At 59.1% G+C, this 17,526-nt stretch carries 14 protein-coding genes; 2 read left to right on the top strand and 12 right to left on the bottom strand.

Annotated features, from left to right (window positions below):
• The first annotated feature begins 504 nt into the window (after nucleotides 1-504).
• Nucleotides 505-2,442 carry a M23 family metallopeptidase gene (locus tag AC2CHD_RS20285; protein WP_484555085.1) on the top strand — a complete coding sequence of 646 codons (1,938 nt, stop codon included), beginning with the start codon at nucleotides 505-507 and terminating at the stop codon, nucleotides 2,440-2,442.
• Nucleotides 2,443-2,586: 144 nt separating this feature from the next.
• Here AC2CHD_RS20285 and AC2CHD_RS20280 read toward each other — a convergent pair whose 3' ends face one another.
• The 8 genes from AC2CHD_RS20280 to AC2CHD_RS20245 all read right to left on the bottom strand — a co-directional run bounded on the left by AC2CHD_RS20280 (nucleotide 2,587) and on the right by AC2CHD_RS20245 (nucleotide 14,048).
• Complete coding sequence (locus AC2CHD_RS20280; protein ID WP_484555084.1) at nucleotides 2,587-4,077, bottom strand: L,D-transpeptidase; 1,491 nt, start codon at nucleotides 4,075-4,077, stop codon at nucleotides 2,587-2,589.
• 130 nt (nucleotides 4,078-4,207) lie between these two features.
• Entirely contained in the window at nucleotides 4,208-4,573 is a 366-nt protein-coding gene (locus tag AC2CHD_RS20275; protein WP_484555083.1) for an MmcQ/YjbR family DNA-binding protein, read from the bottom strand.
• Between the two features lie 21 nt (nucleotides 4,574-4,594).
• Nucleotides 4,595-7,216, bottom strand: a complete 2,622-nt coding sequence (clpB, locus tag AC2CHD_RS20270) for an ATP-dependent chaperone ClpB (protein WP_484555082.1) — start codon at nucleotides 7,214-7,216, stop codon at nucleotides 4,595-4,597.
• A gap of 213 nt (nucleotides 7,217-7,429) precedes the next feature.
• Complete coding sequence (locus tag AC2CHD_RS20265; protein ID WP_229450059.1) at nucleotides 7,430-8,131, bottom strand: DUF4167 domain-containing protein; 702 nt, start codon at nucleotides 8,129-8,131, stop codon at nucleotides 7,430-7,432.
• A 319-nt stretch (nucleotides 8,132-8,450) separates the two neighbouring features.
• Nucleotides 8,451-9,335 (bottom strand): peptide chain release factor N(5)-glutamine methyltransferase, encoded by an 885-nt coding sequence (gene prmC / locus AC2CHD_RS20260; RefSeq protein ID WP_484555081.1) that lies wholly within the window; start codon nucleotides 9,333-9,335, stop codon nucleotides 8,451-8,453.
• A complete protein-coding gene (prfA, locus tag AC2CHD_RS20255) occupies nucleotides 9,328-10,407 on the bottom strand; it encodes a peptide chain release factor 1 (RefSeq protein ID WP_229450057.1) in 1,080 nt (359 codons plus the stop codon). The genes prmC and prfA overlap by 8 nt, the downstream gene beginning before the upstream one ends.
• A gap of 21 nt (nucleotides 10,408-10,428) precedes the next feature.
• A complete protein-coding gene (gene ptsP, locus AC2CHD_RS20250) occupies nucleotides 10,429-12,699 on the bottom strand; it encodes a phosphoenolpyruvate--protein phosphotransferase (RefSeq protein WP_229450056.1) in 2,271 nt (756 codons plus the stop codon).
• 74 nt (nucleotides 12,700-12,773) lie between these two features.
• On the bottom strand, nucleotides 12,774-14,048 hold the full coding sequence (locus tag AC2CHD_RS20245; RefSeq protein ID WP_229450055.1) for an aspartate kinase: 1,275 nt from the start codon (nucleotides 14,046-14,048) through the stop codon (nucleotides 12,774-12,776).
• A gap of 290 nt (nucleotides 14,049-14,338) precedes the next feature.
• Here AC2CHD_RS20245 and ubiG point away from each other — a divergent pair, with 290 nt between their 5' ends.
• Nucleotides 14,339-15,088: a bifunctional 2-polyprenyl-6-hydroxyphenol methylase/3-demethylubiquinol 3-O-methyltransferase UbiG gene (ubiG, locus tag AC2CHD_RS20240; RefSeq protein ID WP_484555080.1), complete on the top strand. Its 750-nt coding sequence runs from the start codon at nucleotides 14,339-14,341 to the stop codon at nucleotides 15,086-15,088.
• Between the two features lie 6 nt (nucleotides 15,089-15,094).
• On the opposite strand, the gene AC2CHD_RS20235 is transcribed toward ubiG, so the two are convergent.
• Genes AC2CHD_RS20235 through AC2CHD_RS20220 form a run of 4 tightly spaced genes read right to left on the bottom strand, consistent with a single transcriptional unit; the run spans nucleotide 15,095 to nucleotide 17,413 of the window.
• Nucleotides 15,095-15,520 carry a DUF1178 family protein gene (locus AC2CHD_RS20235; protein ID WP_484555079.1) on the bottom strand — a complete coding sequence of 142 codons (426 nt, stop codon included), beginning with the start codon at nucleotides 15,518-15,520 and terminating at the stop codon, nucleotides 15,095-15,097.
• Nucleotides 15,517-16,380 (bottom strand): carbon-nitrogen hydrolase family protein, encoded by an 864-nt coding sequence (locus tag AC2CHD_RS20230; RefSeq protein ID WP_484555078.1) that lies wholly within the window; start codon nucleotides 16,378-16,380, stop codon nucleotides 15,517-15,519. The genes AC2CHD_RS20235 and AC2CHD_RS20230 overlap by 4 nt, the downstream gene beginning before the upstream one ends.
• A complete protein-coding gene (gene grxC / locus AC2CHD_RS20225) occupies nucleotides 16,377-16,643 on the bottom strand; it encodes a glutaredoxin 3 (RefSeq protein ID WP_229450051.1) in 267 nt (88 codons plus the stop codon). Before grxC ends, AC2CHD_RS20230 begins: the two co-directional genes overlap by 4 nt.
• 26 nt (nucleotides 16,644-16,669) lie before the next feature.
• A complete protein-coding gene (locus AC2CHD_RS20220) occupies nucleotides 16,670-17,413 on the bottom strand; it encodes a ComF family protein (RefSeq protein WP_484555093.1) in 744 nt (247 codons plus the stop codon).
• Nucleotides 17,414-17,526: the final 113 nt, after the last annotated feature.

Here is a 17,526-nt window from a genome sequence, read left to right as displayed (position 1 = left end):
GGCCCGGTCGAGTGTCGCTCACGCGGCTCTCTATGATTTCTCCAACAAGGCCGAACCTCAGCGCCGCCAGCGGCGTGCCGCCCTCGTTGGTGAGGCGTATATAGGCCGGACAGCCGCAGAGTGTCAACGCCCGATTCCAACTTTTTTGAATTTTTTACGACACGCATTTCCCCGCCCGGAAATTCTCGTGACGCGGGCAGTTTCCGCTAACTGTTGCCATTCATCGCATCGTCACATTAGAGTCGAATTTGATAAATAGATGCGGGATGTGATTTCACTGAGCGGAAGCGTCCCGATCACGCATTTGGACGCTCATTATATTGATCAGGTATTCATGACTGAGAGGGTTGGGGAAGAGCCTCTTTCATCATCGTTCTCCGGCGCAGCGATGCGACGCAGTGTTTGCCTGTTCACCGAACCAGGGCGCGCCTTTTGTGTGTTTCGCACCGCTCCATGGGCACAAGACCATAAGAACAATGCCATGACATCAGGACGCTATCGGTAATGAGCAGCAACAGCCCGTTGGAACAGATCATCGGCGATGACGCCCCTTTGATAGCGGATGGACGCAGCGGTCCTCCCGATCGGCGCGAAATCTCCGCACGCTGGCTGATCGGCACATTCCTGACCGGTGTCACCTCGACGGTTCTCATGGGGGTTGCCCTGTCTGCCGCGCTCGACGGAAGGCAGCAACTTGCCACGCCTCCCGAGATCGCGCTGCTCGGCGAGATGTCTGACCCCGAGGGCGAAGCCGCCAAAACCGCCCGGCTTGTCACCCCGCATACCATCAGCCGCGGCGAAGACCGCCGCATGATGGAAGTCTCCACGGTCATGCGCAGCGGTGACACCGATGTGATCCGCACACTGCCTTTCGTTTATGCCAAGATGGCACTCACGGCCAATCATCCGACGGAAAAGGATTACCCGCCTTTCGACCCGCTTGCGGTGTTCGCCGAGGATGGCGCAGCAAGCACCGCCCGGACCGGATTGATCTACGGCGCCAAGGTGGAAAGCGAAGTCAGCCTCAAAAGCCATGATTTCCCATTGCATTCTTCCGACTTCAGCACCGCCCGCAGCCTGAGCACGGAGGAGGTTGAGGTGGCAGTCCGCAACACGGGCGCGATCCTGACGGACGGCGACGTGCAGGTCGCAGCGCTGCATTACGTGGATCCGCAGCGTTTTGGAGACACGCTCTCAACGCAGGCGCTGGCAGCTTTCAGCGCCCGGATCATTCCAGAGAATGTATCGATTGCCACCCGAACCGCACGTGAAACCGCACCCGAGTTCGCCGAGGACCTGATCCCGTTTCGAACCGAACGGGCGATCGCCGATGTCTTCGCCCAGTCCGGTTACAAGGGCACGGATGTGGACGGGATGGTCGAGGCGATCACCAAGCTTCTCAATGCTCCCGACCTGAAGGCGGGCACCTTGCTGCGTGTGGGCGTCGAGATGCGCGGAGAGAAAAGCCGGGTGGTACGCACCAGCGTTTATGAAGGCCGCAAGCACATTGTCACCATCGCCCTGGATGACCGCGAACAATATGTGCCGGCGGAAGAACCAGAGATGAATCCGGTTTTGCTGGCAGCGCTTGACCACCCGACCGCACCGCGCCGCATGCCACGATCCGATCTTCCAAGGGTTTATGACGGGATCTACCGCGCAGCTTACGCTTATGGATTGACGCCGGACATGACGAAGCGCCTGGTGAAACTCCTGTCAGCAGATGTGGATTTCCAGTCGCGCCTTGCGCCCACCGACAAGCTGGAGGTCTTCTTCTCCGCCCCTGACGCGGACAAGAATGCCACAGATCAGTCCGAGTTGCTTTATGTGAAGGCGAGTTTTGGCGGCACCACGCGCACCTTCTACCGCTTCCAGTTTGACGACGGGACCGTCGACTATTTCGACAAGGATGGCCGCAGCGCAAAGCGCTTCATGCTGAGAAATCCCGTCCCGAACGGTCGTTTCACATCAGGGTTTGGAATGCGGCGTCACCCGGTTCTTGGCTACAGCAAGATGCATACGGGTGTCGACTGGGCCGCGCCACGCGGCACTCCGATCATCGCTGCCGGCGATGGCGTGGTGGAAAAGGCAGGATGGGCCGGCGGATATGGTCGCCAGACCATTATTCGACACAATAACGGGTTCAAGACCTCCTACAACCACCAGAGCGGCATTGCCAAAGGTGTGACGGCGGGCGCGCGCGTGCGCCAGGGCCAGGTCATTGGCTATGTCGGCGCCACCGGCCTCGTGACAGGAAACCATCTTCACTACGAAATGATCGTCAACGGCACCAAGGTCGATCCGATGCGTGTGCGCCTGCCCGACAATCGCGGCCTCAAGGGTGAAGATCTGCTGGCTTTCGAACGCGAGCGCAGCCGCATTGATGAATTGTTGAAAGAGAACGAGGACGCCCCGCTTTCGGTGGCATCGAGCGGCAGTTAATTACAACGCCAGGCCTCGTCGAGCTTGAGCCGTCAGGCGAATGGACGATTATCTGCTGGATAAAGCGGGCGTCCTGGAGCCAAGCAGGAGCCCTCGCGCTTGAGAGCTCCCTACGAACACAGCCCCTGACCGGCGGCTCCGTCGTTATTCAACGAATGTGACGGTCACCCCTGGCTTGACGCGCTTTGCAAGCTCTTCGGCATCCCAATTGGTCAATCGGATACATCCATGGGAAGCAGTCTTGCCGATCTTTGATGGATCCGGGGTGCCGTGAATACCGTAAGTCGGCTTCGACAAGGCGATCCAGACAGACCCCACTGGGCCATTGGGACCCGGCGGAATGGTCAGCACCTTGTCATTGTTGCCCTGTTTGAAATTGATCTTCGGATTGTAAGTGTATTCCGGATTGAGCGCGATCCGGGTTACCGTGTGCGTACCCGTTGGTGAAGGCGTATCAGATGAACCGATGGTAGCGGGATAGGCGGCCACAAGCTGACCGTCCTCATTATAGGCCCGCAATTGCTTCGCACTTTTGTCTGCCACAATGCGGGTGACATTCGCTTTCATGGGTTTCCCGACATTGACCACTTTGACGATCGTGCCTGGCCGATTGAAATTGGCATCGGGATTGAGCGCGATGAGATACTTCTCATCCATGTGAAAGCGCTCTGCGAGCATCTCGGTTACGGACGTATAGGACAAGGCATCAAGCTGCGCCTTGTGGGCATAGTCTGCGGGAACGGACGCAATGTAAGGCCCAGCGGCGTCTTCGGCGGTGATGGTGTATTCCTCAAAGGCCGGACCGCCTGTGCGTTCCAGCTCGGCCTCGATCCATTCCTTGTCGTAGGTTCTGAGCGTCTGTCCCGTGATCTCACGATAAGCCCGGATCGCCTTGTTTACATTGTCACCCGTGTGGCCATCGATCACGCCGGGTGAAGCACCGACCCGGTCGAGCAGCACCTGGAAGCGGGTTACATCTTCACTGACCCCGCGCGGCATTACCACCGCGTTGTCTTTTGGCAGAACCGGCGCACCGGAAGCATCACCCGATCCGGGATTATTGACCCCGGAACGCTCGTCGGGGATTGCAGCCATGTTGTCTCGCGGGTTTGGCGCATCAAGCGGAGACCGCTCGATGGGTTCACGACCGTAGTTCGGGCTCTCCGGATAAACGTCACGATCGTCATACCGAGGCGCGTTCGCATAGGGGTCTGAGTAGCGATTGTCGGGTGCATTGCGCGCCCGACCGCGGTCACGCCGATATCGATCGACCTCACGGGGATCAGAGAAATCATAAACCTGGCCGTCGAACTCGCGAGGGCGCGAGGGTCGACGATCATACTGCCTCCGGTCCGGCGCCGGCGGGCGGATTTCCACCACCTCGCCGGTAAAGGCGTCCACGATGATTTCACGACCATACTGATCTATATAGACGTCGAAATCGTAATTCTGAACGAGCTGGACGGGGGCTTCCAACGGCTCCGCATCAAGAATAGCCTGGCCGCCTGCACGCCCGTTGTTCGAGTGAAATGCCGCGCCATCGCGCCACAACTCGACTTCCGGCATCACGGCCCATGCTGAGGACGGCGCGGCAACCAGATACAAAGCGGTCAGCAAATTCAGTTTCACGTTCATCGCCCCTCGACTCATCCCACACGGACAGGCTGTTCGCCTCGCGAGCGATTCGCCCATTTGACGAATGATTTACCATAGGAGATGAACCGGACGTGAAGATGGCGAGGGTTGTGGCAATTTCGCGGCGCCGTCAAACCGGGTCCAATCCCAACTCCCGCCTGACCTTACGCGTCAGCCCCGACGTCACGATCCGATGGCTTTCAGCCAAATAATCCGCAAGGGCATCATCATCCATTGCTTCAACAGACTGTCTCTGGATCCATTTCATTCCACGCGAAGCCAGATAAGGTGCAGGACGCAGGCCCGGCTGTTCCCTCAAAACATCGAATGCGATTTCAGAACATTTGAAGGAGACGGCAAGCGTTCCATCGCCGGCATGGCTACCAATGGCAAACACTTTTCCGCCCACCTTCCAGACATGCGCGCCGCCCCACTGAACGACATGGGTGGTGTGAGGGAGGGCACCGCAAACCGCGTTGTAGTGTTCGATCTGCATGTGCCCTCCCCTGCATTGTGCTTATGCAGCTTGACCGGCCTGCTCATCGATAGAGGCCTTGCCAGGCCGGAAAATAAGCCGGTCGGACCCTGCCGTGACCTTCACCGTGGACCCGTCGAATATCTCTCCCTGCAGGATCTTTTCTGCCAGCGGGTCCTGAAGCTCCTTCTGGATCACGCGCTTTAGAGGGCGCGCGCCATAGGCAGGATCGTAGCCTTTGTTGGCCAGCCACTCGATTGCTTCGCTATCGAGATCGAGCGTGATCTTGCGATCCGCAAGCAGGCTTTCCAAGCGCTGCAACTGGATCTCAACGATCTGTCCCATGTCCTGACGACGCAAACGATGGAAGAGAATGACCTCATCGATCCGGTTGAAAAATTCTGGCCGGAGTTCGGACTTGACAACGTTCAGCACCTCATCACGAACCTTGTCGACTTGTTCACTCTCACCGAGCTTTACAAGTTTCTCGGCACCAAGGTTGGATGTCATCACGATGAGGGTGTTGCGGAAATCCACCGTGCGGCCCTGCCCATCCGTGAGGCGCCCCTCGTCGAGTACCTGCAATAGCACATTGAACACGTCTCGATGGGCCTTCTCGATCTCGTCGAAAAGGATGACCTGATAAGGCCGGCGTCTGACCGCCTCCGTCAGGACACCGCCTTCCTCATAGCCGACATAGCCGGGGGGAGCGCCGATAAGCCGGGCCACGGAGTGCTTCTCCATAAACTCCGACATATCGATACGCACCATGGCCTGCTCGTCATCGAAGAGGAAACTGGCCAGCGCCTTTGTCAGCTCCGTCTTGCCGACGCCTGTCGGGCCGAGGAACATGAATGAGCCGATCGGCCGGTTGGGATCCTGAAGCCCCGCACGGGCACGGCGGACAGCCTTGGAAACAGCCTGTACGGCTTCTCCCTGGCCAACGACGCGCCTGGCCAGTTCATCTTCCATGCGGAGAAGTTTTTCGCGTTCTCCTTCAAGCATCTTGTCAACAGGGATGCCGGTCCAGCGAGAAACGATGTGGGCGACGTGATCCGGTTTGACGGTCTCTTCGACCATGCCGGCGGCGCCTTCTTCCTCGCCCTGAGCCTCAGCCTCGGCCAGTTTCTTCTCGAGCTCCGGAATCTGTCCATAGGCCAGTTCACCGGCGCGCTGGAATTCACCCTTGCGCTGGGCAATGGCCAGTTCATTGCGCGCTTCATCGAGTTGCTTCTTCAGATCTGCAGCAAGGCCGAGCTTATCCTTTTCGGCAGCCCAACGGCTGGTCAGGCGCGCCGATTCTTCCTCCAGATCGGTCAGCTCGGTTTCGAGCTTGGCGAGGCGATCGCGCGAGGCCTCGTCCTTCTCCGCCTTCAGCGCTTCACGCTCGATCTTCAGCTGCATGATGCGCCGGTCGATCTCATCAAGCTCCTCCGGTTTTGAATCCACCTGCATGCGCAGTCGGGACGCTGCCTCGTCCACCAGATCGATGGCCTTATCGGGCAGAAACCGGTCGGTGATGTAACGGTTGGAAAGCGTAGCGGCGGCGACCAGGGCAGAATCGGAAACCCGCACCTTGTGGTGCTGCTCATATTTCTCCTTCAAACCACGCAGGATCGAAACCGTGTCCTCAACAGTCGGCTCTTTCACGAAAACCGGCTGAAAACGGCGCGCGAGTGCTGCGTCCTTCTCTACATGCTTGCGATACTCATCGAGCGTCGTGGCGCCCACGCAATGCAGCTCACCCCGCGCAAGCGCAGGCTTGAGCAGGTTCGAAGCGTCCATGGCGCCATCGGCCTTGCCGGCACCGACAAGCGTGTGCATTTCGTCGATAAAGAGAATGATGTTGCCGTCGGCCGCCGTCACCTCCGAGAGAACGGCCTTCAGCCGCTCCTCAAATTCGCCGCGATATTTCGCGCCGGCAATGAGAGCGCCCATATCAAGCGCCATCAACTGCTTGTCCTTGAGAGATTCAGGCACATCGCCGTTCACGATACGCAAGGCGAGCCCTTCGGCAATGGCCGTCTTGCCAACGCCTGGCTCTCCGATCAGCACCGGGTTGTTCTTGGTACGACGGGAGAGAACCTGGATCGTGCGCCGAATTTCGTCATCGCGGCCAATCACAGGGTCGAGCCGACCGGCACGGGCGTCCGCCGTCAAGTCACGCGCGTATTTCTTGAGCGCATCATATCCCTGTTCGGCGCTCGCCGAATCGGCAGTGCGGCCCTTGCGAATATCGTTGATAGCCTGATTGAGTGCCGTCGGGGTCACCCCTGCCCGTGCAAGGATATCAGCGGTCTTCGCTGATTTTTCGACCGCCAACGCGGTCAGCAAACGCTCGACCGTAACAAAGCTGTCACCGGCCTTCTTGGCCAACTCCTCGGCAGTCGAAAAAACTTTCGCAAGCGGCTGAGCCATATAAAGCTGGCCGTTGCCGCCCTCCACCTGAGGCATAGCTTTCAGCGCCGCTTCGACGCCGAGGCGAACATCCTCAGCCCGGCCACCTGCACGCTCGATCAGTGATGCCGCAAGGCCTTCTTCATCATCAACAAGCACCTTGAGCAGGTGCTCCGGGGTAAATTGCTGATGGTTGCTGGTGAGCGCAAAGGTTTGTGCAGCCTGAACAAATCCGCGCACGCGCTCTGAGTATTTTTCAAAGTTCATAAGTGTCTCCATTTCCCTGCCAGCCTGCTTTGCAGCACCGGCAACGATTAATGCGACGGGCTCCCATAAACCGTGATGCGGTCAGATTATCACGGTCCGGTGTGGCAAGCCCAACTGATTGAGATATGGGAACATATCCCTATCGGCACAAGATGGAGACCAAATGAAAACGGCGGGGAAGCCCCGCCGTCATTATTTCAAAGAACGCTTTGTTCAGCCCTGAGCTGCAATCTCTTCCGGCACAGCGGCGGAAGGCGCTGTTTCATTGCCATCACCGCTGCCATCACCGCCGTCTGCATCCTCGCTCTTGCGTGCACGGGTCCGACGGGGGCGCTTGGCTGGCTTTTCGCCTTCCTGCGCCTCATCGCCATCTTCCGACTTGGCGGCTGCGGGTTTCCGGCTGCGACGCGCAGGCTTCGGCTTTTCATCGTCTGCGCTACCGTTCATGCCGCCAGACGCGTGACCATTGCCAGCGCCGCTCTCCTCGCCGTTCAGGGCCAGCTCGGCCGGCACACCCTGGATATCGGGCTGCGGGCCGGAACCGTCGTCGACGCGTTTCTGGCGCTGAGGCTTGTGGCCACCATTGTTGGCTTCGGCAGCATCCTGCTCGTCGCCATCATCAGCATCGTCACGATTTTCACGAGTCTGCTGCTGTTGCTGCAACTGTGCCTGGGCAGCGGCAATGATACGATTGTAGTGTTCCGCATGCTGCAGATAATTCTCGGCCATCACACGATCACCGGAACTTTGCGCATCGCGCGCCAGAGCAGCATACTTATCTGCCACCTGTTGTGCCGTTCCGCGGATTTTCACGTCCGGGCCATTGCTCTCATAGCTGCGCGCTAAAGGGTTTGGGCCTTTGCGGTTGTTGTTGCCGCGACCGCGCATGCGCCTGTTCTGCTGTTGTGGCCTCATTCGACTCTCTTGGTTTTTGAGACTGCTTGTTCGAGACAGATTTTTGAAACGATACTCTTTTCAGATGGCGGACGATGGCGGGAAGCCAGCAGTCTCACATCTCCCCTTGGCTCTATGCCGCACCGCATTCTGCGGGCGCCAACGCCATTGCTGTTCCGCTTCAAATCAGTTGCCGGACAATCCCCGCAAAGAAGCAGAGGCGATAAACGCCCTTCACGACAGCTGGTCCTCGGGAACCGAATCGATAACGGTGCTGTCTGCTTCGTCCCATCCGGTAGGCGGAACCTAGCGGCATTCTTTTGCAATGCCAAGCTTTTTTTCAACCTTGTTCACGAGGTGTTTCCTGAGCGAAAACCAGCACCCGGTCATGCCCGGCGAGGTCTTGACCGTGCGTTTTCAAACGGAAGCCGCGTTCCGTGAAAAGGTCAGCCACACTCTCCTTTTGGTTGTACCCGATCTCCACGGCGAGGAAGCCACCTGACGACAGAAATGCCGAGCTCTCGGCAGCAAGCCGCCTGTATGCATCCAGACCATCCCGACCGGCAACCAGCGCGCGTCGCGGATCATGCTCTCGGACCTCTATGGCGAGGTCGCACCAATCATCTTCACGAATATAGGGCGGATTTGAGACGATGATATCATACCGACCGTCAATATTGCCGAACCAGTCGGACAATCGCGCTTCAAACCGGCGCCCGAAACCATTCATATCGGCATTGGCTTGTGCAGTTGCAAGCGCATCGGCAGAAATATCTGCGCCTATAGCGCGTGCTTCAGGCAAGACACTGAGCAGAGCAAGGGCAATCGCCCCCGTGCCGGTCCCCAAATCGAGAATGCGCCACGGACGATCCTCACCGCCGAGACGGCGTACTTCGTTCAGCACCAGTTCAACAAGCGTTTCTGTGTCGGGACGAGGCTCCAGCGTTTCCTCGGAAAGCTTGAAATTGAGCCCGTAAAACTCCCTGAAGCCAAGGATCCGGTGCACGGGTTTGCCGGCGATGCGCTGATCGATGAGTTTTTGCGCGAGATCGCGCTCTGCCTCGCTGACCGGGCTCCCGGGGCGCGCGATGGCATCGAGCAGTGTGGTCTGCGTGACATGCTCGACCAGAAGACGCGCATCGAGTGCTGCCTCGGGAATACCGGCACGGGCCAGCTCATTTCGCGCCCATGACAGAAGCGCGCCAAGCGTCTCCGCGTCAGCCATCTGCCCCGGTTTCCGCGAGCAGCTTTGCCTGATGATCCGAGATCAGAGCATCAATCACTTCATCGAGATCGCCTTCGATCACCCGATCCAGCTTGTAGAGCGTGAGGTTGATACGATGATCCGTAAGCCGCCCCTGCGGAAAATTATAGGTGCGTATGCGCTCGGAACGATCGCCGGTACCAACCTGTAGACGTCGTGCCTCAGAGCGCTCGTCAGCCGCTTTCATGCGCTGCATGTCAAACAGCCGCGCGCGCAGGATCTGCATGGCCCGGGCCCGGTTCTGATGCTGAGACTTCTCTGCCTGCAACACGACGATCCCGGTCGGGATGTGTGTGATACGCACCGCCGAATCGGTGGTGTTGACGTGCTGGCCGCCGGCACCCGAGGCGCGCATCGTGTCAATGCGAATGTCGTCCGGCTTGATGTCGACGTCGATCTCTTCGGCCTCCGGCAATACGGCCACGGTGGCCGCGGACGTGTGGATGCGCCCCTGCGCTTCCGTGGCCGGAACGCGCTGCACCCGGTGAACACCGGATTCGAACTTCAGGCGGGAAAACACGCCGCGGCCCGAGACGGTGGCGATGATTTCCTTGTAACCGCCCGCCTCTCCTTCGCTGGCGGACACCACCTCGACCCGCCAGCCCTTTTCCGAGGCATAACGTTCATACATGCGGAAGAGATCACCTGCGAAGAGCGCGGCCTCATCGCCGCCCGTGCCCGCTCGAATTTCCAGAATGGCGTTCTTGTCGTCGGCTTCGTCCTTCGGCAGGAGAAGGATCTGCATCTCTTCTTGCAACGCCTCGATGCGCTGCTCGACATCCTCGAGATCGGCTTCAGCGAGCTCGCGCATCTCCTTGTCGGTGGCCGGATCGGCGAGCATTGACTTGAGATCGTCGAGTTCTGATTCTGCCTGACGCAACTCCCGGATCTTGCCCGCAACCTCCTGCAGTTCCGAATACTCGGATGCGAGCTTCACATACACATCAGGCTCCGGGCCGGCCGCCATTTGCGTTTCGATAAGCTCGAAACGTTTCAATACCTGGTCCATGCGGTCGCGCGGCAAGTCGGTCATCGACGGGAAAGCCTGTCAGTTCTAGAGAGCAATTGAGTGCTTGTTCGCAAAATCGCGCAGCAACGCGCGAATATCTGTCGACGCGCTATGATTGGCAAGCGCTTCCTCCATGACGACCGAGAGGTCTGACAAGGGAAGTTCGCAAAGCATTGCCTTTACCGGGCCGATGGCCGCCGGCGCCATGGAGATGGAGCGGAAACCCACTCCGAGCAAGGCCATTGCCGAAATCGGCCGTCCCGCCAGTTCACCGCACAGTGTCACCGGCGTTCCCGATTTATCGCCAGCGCGCACGATCTGGCGCAGAATGCGCAGGAAGGGCACACTCAAAGGATCGAACCGGTCGGCGATGCGTGTGTTGCCACGGTCTGTTGCCGTAACGAATTGGAACAGATCGTTCGAACCCACGGAAACGAAATCCACAGCCTGCATCAGCTCTTCAAGCTGCCACAGAAGCGAGGGCACCTCGATCATGGCACCGATCTTGAGCCGCGTCGGCAGGAGATAGCCGAAGCGTGAAAGATGGCGCACCTCCCGGTCAATGATGTCGCGGGCCTGACGCACTTCGCTCACTTCGGTGACCATCGGCAACATCATGCGCAGCTCACGCCCGCCTGCCGCTTTGAGAAGCGCACGGATCTGCGTACGCAGCAATCCGGGACGGTCCAGCGTCAGTCGGATGGCGCGCCAGCCCAGCGCCGGATTTTCCTCATGCTGCGCGCCCTTGAAATAAGGAAGCACCTTGTCGCCGCCAATGTCGATGGTGCGGAACGTGACGGGCTTGCCATCGGCCGCTTCCAGCACTTCCCGGTAAAGTCGCTCCTGCGCCTCGACCCTTGGGAAAGCCGCCGCCACCATGAACTGAAGTTCAGTGCGAAAAAGCCCGATGCCGGCAGCGCCCGACTGTGCCAGTTGCGGCAGATCGACGGCGAGCCCGGCATTCATCATCAGGTCGACAGGAACTCCATCCTTCGTTTCTGTCGGGCGGTCGCGCAGCTCCTGATAAAGCTTTTGACGCCGGGCACGGAAACGCACTTTTTCGGCATAGGCTTCCTCGACGTCCGCCTGCGGGCGCAGATGCACCTGCCCGTCCTCGCCATCGACGATAATCGCATCACCATTCTCCGACATGGAGACGGCACCCTTTACCTGACCGACAGTCGGCAGGCCGATGGCGCGGGCAACGATAACAATGTGACTTGTGGGGGCGCCCTCTTCCAGAACGAGCCCGCGCAGCTTTTGACGGGGATAATCCAGCAGTTCGGCTGCCCCCATGGAACGAGCAACGATTATGGCGTCCTTTGGCAATATTTCCGCCAGCGCATCCGGACCCCGCCCCATGAGCTGGCGCAACAGGCGATTGGCGAGATCGTCGAAATCGCTCATTCGCTCACGCAGATAGGGGTCGGTCATGTGCATCATGCGCGCGCGCATGTCACTCTGCACCTTTTCGACCGCGGCTTCCGCAGTAAGACCGTTGTTGATCGCCTCCTGCAGCCGCCGCACCCAGCCACGGTCATTGGCAAACATCCGGTAGGCTTCGAGAACCGCACGATGCTCGCCTTCGAAGGCAACATCGCGCCGAGAAAGCATGTCGTCGATGGAAAGTCTGAGCGAATCGAGTGCGGTTTCGAGCCTGCCAAGCTCGACGTCGCTGTCTTCATTGAACAGCGCAGTGACGACGATGCGTGGCTCGTGCAACACCACATGCCCCAGTCCGACCCCTTCATTGAAGGGCAGGCCAGTCATGCTCACGGGACGACTGAGATCCAATTCTATGCCGGGACGCGTCAGTCTTGCCAGATCGCCGGTCGCGATCATTTCGGCAATGACCATTGCCACCGTTTCCAGAGCCTCAATCTCGTCCTCGCGGTAATGCCGCATGGTGCGGTTCTGCACCACGAGAACACCAAGCGTACGGCCAGCCCTGAGTACGGGAACGCCAAGGAACGAGTGATAAACCTCTTCACCCGTTTCCGGCAGATAGGTAAAAGCCGGGTGTTTTTGCGCGTCGGAGAGATTGAGCGGGCGTGCGCTGGCGGCGATCGTGCCGACAAGGCCCTGGCCCAGACGAAGCTGTGCCAAATGAACAGCGCCCGGGTTCAGACCCTCCGTCGCATAAAGCTCCAGCATCGAATCGGCGCGTAGCACATAGAGCGAGCACACCTCGGCGACCATGTTCTGGGCAATTTCGCGAACGATATGGTCGAGCCGCTCTTGTGGATCGAGCGCCTCGGCCATCAATTCCCGCAATCGCCTTAACAGCACCCTCGGGCCGCCGGCAGAATCTCGCATCGAACCCCTCTCCCTTGGCCAATGCCAGCCGCTTGCAGGAGCCAGGCAGAAGCCGGTTTTCGGGTTGTTGTTTTCTACTGCTTATCGAGACCGTAGACAGAATGCAAAGTACGGACGGCCAATTCTGCATAAGGACCGTCAATCAGGATCGAAATCTTGATCTCGGACGTGGTGATCGCACGAATGTTGATACCCTTCTCGGCCAGGGCCTTGAAGGCGATTGCCGCGACGCCGGCATGGCTGCGCATCCCGATGCCTATCACTGAAACCTTGACCAGTCCCGCTTCCGACTGGATCGCGTCAAAGCCGATCGTTTCACGGACCTTGTCGAGAACAGCGACAGCCTTCTCCAGATCCCCTGAGGGTACAGTGAAGGTCATGTCCGTGCGCGAACCATCCTCGGAAATGTTCTGCACGATCATGTCGACATTGATATTGGCCTCGGCCAGCGGGCCAAAAATGCCGGCAGACACGCCTGGGCGATCCGCAACGCGACGAAGCGATATCTGCGCCTCGTCCTTGGCGTAGGCGATGCCGGTGACGACTTGCTGTTCCACGATTTCATCCTCATCGCAAATGAGCGTACCGGGCGGGTTGTCGAAATCACCCATACCCGGCGCATCCGGATCCTCGAAAGACGATCTGACAAAGGTTCTGACCTTGTGCACCATCGCCAGTTCCACCGACCGCACCTGCAGCACCTTGGCTCCAAGCGATGCCATTTCGAGCATTTCTTCAAACGAAATTTTCGGCAGGCGGCGCGCCTTTGGCTCGATGCGCGGATCAGTGGTGTAAACACCATCAACATCGGTATAGATATCGCATCGGTCAGCTTTCACCGCAGCAGCGACAGCAACGGCGCTGGTGTCGGAACCGCCCCGCCCAAGCGTTGCGATGCGATTGTCAGGACCGATGCCCTGGAAACCAGCGACGACGGCAACCTGGCCCATTCCCATGCGACGAACGATCTCGCTGCCGTCAATATCCTCGATGCGCGCTGCACCATGTGCGTTGTCGGTACGGATCGGAATCTGCCAACCCTGCCAGGAACGGGCGTCAACCCCCATGGACTGGAGAGCGATCGCCAGCAAGCCGCTGGTGACCTGCTCTCCCGATGCAACGATAGCGTCATACTCGCGCGCGTCGAAAAATGGAGATTCAGCACCCGTCGCCTTGGGCATAGCCTGCGCCCAGCCAACCAGTTCATTGGTCTTGCCGGACATCGCCGAGACGACAACGGCGACCTCGTGCCCGGCATCCGTTTCGCGTTTGACATGGCGCGCCACATTATGGATGCGGTCGATATCGGCGACGGAGGTTCCGCCGAACTTCATCACGATGCGCGCCATGGGAACGGAGTGCCTTTGCTCGGAAATTCCAACCACCCAGAAGAAGTGGCCACAACACGACGCAGCAGCGGAGCCCCACCCTGCGCCGCGCACTCCATACCCAAAAGATCCATTATCTGCAAGCAATGTGAAACGGCGTTCCAAAGCCCGAAAAACCACGCGGTCGTGAACGGTGCCATTCTCGCAAACAGACCCACCGAGGATCGTGTGACAATTCCCGACTTGACAATCCGTCGCCACATCCCGACTTCATGGTCCAGGCTAGAGCAACACCCAGCGAGGGGCTTTCCATGTCCGAAGCGCAGCACACGACAATCGACAAACGAGAGATCGAGCATTTTTCGGCGCTTGCGGCTGAATGGTGGAATCCGGCCGGCAAGATGGGGGTCCTGCACAAGTTCAATCCTGTTCGTCTTGCTTACATACGCGACCATGTAGCGGCTCATTTCGGCCGCGATCCCCACGCGGCAAAGCCCTTTGCTGGCCTTCGCATGCTCGACATCGGGTGTGGCGGCGGGCTCTTGTGCGAACCCATGGCGCGTCTCGGTGCAGAGGTGGTCGGTGCAGACGCCTCCGAAACCAACATCGAAGTCGCAAAGATTCATGCCGAGCAGAGCAAGCTTTCCATAGATTATCGCGCCACCACCGCAGAGGCCCTGGCCGACGCCGGTGAAAGCTTCGATATCATTCTCAACATGGAAGTGGTCGAGCACGTTGCCGACGTGGATCTGTTCCTGGCCAAGTGCGGCGCCATGCTGAAGCCCGGCGGCTTGATGTTCGTTGCCACTATCAATCGCACGCTGAAAGCCTGGGGACTGGCAATCATAGGCGCGGAATACGTGCTCGGATGGCTGCCCCGTGGCACACACCAATACGAGAAGCTTGTACGTCCGAAGGAACTGGAAGAGGGTCTCGCCGGAGCGGGTATCAAGATCGTCGATCGCACCGGCGTTGTCTACAATCCGCTCGGCGACCGCTGGCAGCGGTCGCGCGACATGGATGTCAACTACATGGTCGCCGCGACAAAACCCCTCGCTTGAACGGCCTCAGTTTTGATCGTCGGGGAACAGCGGCAACGGCATGAACTCGACGCCTTCTTCCAGTAGAGAAGCAGCTTCTTCGGATGTCGCCTCACCATAGATGCCACGCGCTTCGGTTTCGCCGAAGTGAATCTTGCGCGCTTCCTCGGCGAACCGGTCGCCGACATAATCCGCATTTTCACGCACCTTCTTCGACAGTTCCTTAAGCTGGGCAAGCGCTTTCTTCTGCTGCTCGCCCATGGCGAGCGCGATCTGCTCGCGTCGCTTGCCGGTCGAAACCGCCGGGGCCATCAGAGCTTTCTGCACACTGGAAGTGCCGCAATGCGGGCATGAAACGAGACCGCGTTCATTCTGCGCATCGAAATCCGCATTGTTGCGAAACCATGCTTCGAATGCGTGGTCGTGCTCGCAGATCAGGTTAAAACTGATCATGAAGCCTTCCTCTCAGTCGAAGTGCCGCCCGAAACACGCGCCACCGAGAAATCACGCGCGTTTTTCAAGTTTGGAATCTTCGCGCGCGCCGCGGCCACCTGATCGAGGTCCAGTTCGGCAATCGCAACACCCGGTGCGTCTCCATTCACCTCGGCCAGGATCCGTCCCCAGGGATCGACGATCAATGAATGGCCGTAGGTCTCGCGTCCGTCCTCATGCAACCCGCCTTGAGCAGCACTGATCATGAAAGCACCATTCTCGATGGCACGAGATCGCACCAGAACATGCCAGTGCGCTTCACCAGTCTGGCGCGTGAAGGCGGCCGGCGCGGTCAGCACCTGGGCCTCAGCCCGCGCCAACGCCCGGAAAAGTTGCGGGAAGCGCAGATCGTAACAGATGGCAAAGCCAAGCCGACCGAAGGGAAGATCGGCCACAACAGCTCGATCCCCCGGTGCATAAGTGGCGGATTCGCGCCAGCTCTCGCCATTGTCGAGATCCACATCGAACATATGGAGCTTGTCGTAGGTGGTGATCAATCGACCTTCTGGTCCGAATAAAAAGGCTCGGTTGGCCACACGTCCATTATCGAGAGCTACGGCTGTGGAGCCAAGGTGCACATAGATCGACAATTCCTGCGCGAGAGCCTGTGCCCGATCGATCACCAGCGTCCCGCGCGAGCCGGCAATCCGCGACTTCAGATCTTCCCTGCTGCGCACAAGAACGCCCGTCATTTCAGGGCTTTGTACATATTCAGCGCCCTGCCCCGCGGCCTCCCGCACCAGAGCCTCGAATGCATCGGCATTCGCCTCCGGCTCCGTGCCGGAACGCATTTGAAGAGCTGCAGCGATGAGCTTGCTCATGCTTGTCCCTCCGCAAGCAAGGCATCGAGCTTTCCATCGCGCTCAAGCGCATGAAGTTCGTCGCAGCCGCCCACATGGGTATTGCCGATAAAAATCTGCGGAAAAGTCGAGCGACCATTCGCACGCTGGATCATCTCTTGCCGCAGTTCATCGGAAAAACTGGCATCGTGCTCCGTATAGGCAACCCCCTTGCTGTCGAGCAAGCGCTTGGCCGCACTACAGAAGCCACACATCATCCGGGTATAGATCGTCACATTAGCCATAGTCGGTCCCATACTCTTCACGGGGCTTATATAGGGCCTTGATCCTCGGCCCGGAAGTCCCCAGGCAGAACACGCGCAAAGGTCAACACATCGACCTGCCCGGCACCGGCCCTTTTCAATATGCGGGCTGCAGCCGCCACCGTCGCACCGGTTGTGTAGACATCGTCCACCAGAAGGATGCGTCGTGATTTGACGTGAGGCAGAGCCGTATCAGGAACATGAAAGGCGCCGCGCACATTCGCTTCGCGCTCTCGAGCGCCCAATCCGACCTGCTGGCGCGTTCGGCGTTTTCGGATAAGCACTTCAGGTGCGTAGGAAAGCCCCGCACCACGCGCAACTGCACGCGCCAGTTCTGCCGATTGATTGAACCGTCGAGACAGGAAACGGGCACGATGCAAAGGAACCGGGACCACGAGATCGCACTCCGGCGTGAGTTCAGCACCGGCGCGGAGCATCCATCGTGCCATCCAGGGAGCGAGATCCGTTCGATCCCGAAACTTCAGCGCCTGCACCAGCCCCCGCGCCACTCCCTCATACACCACGGCTGATCGCGCCCGTGCGAAGGGTGGCGGAGATGCGATCGCTTCGGCAGAAAGTATGGCATCGCCGAGATCAAGAGAAAATGGCGTCCCCATCACCGGGCACCATGGTCTCTCCAGAAAGCGCAACCGTCCCCAGCAGGACGGGCAAAGCGTCCCTGGTTCCGTGACCAGGCTCGAGCAACCAAGGCACACAGGCGGGAAAAGCGCCCGTTGCAGCCAACCCGTCATCAAAACCGACAATCGCGAGACACCCGCAGCCACCACGATCCCCCCAAGTCAGCACGTCCCCGAGGCTTTGCGCTTTGCGAGCATAGCAATTTTATGCGATGGCGCATCCTCAA

The sequence above is a fragment of the Nitratireductor sp. ATLC21 genome (assembly GCF_057196525.1).
Note: the sequence above shows the minus strand (reverse complement) of the source record. Positions and strands in the feature narration are given on the sequence as shown.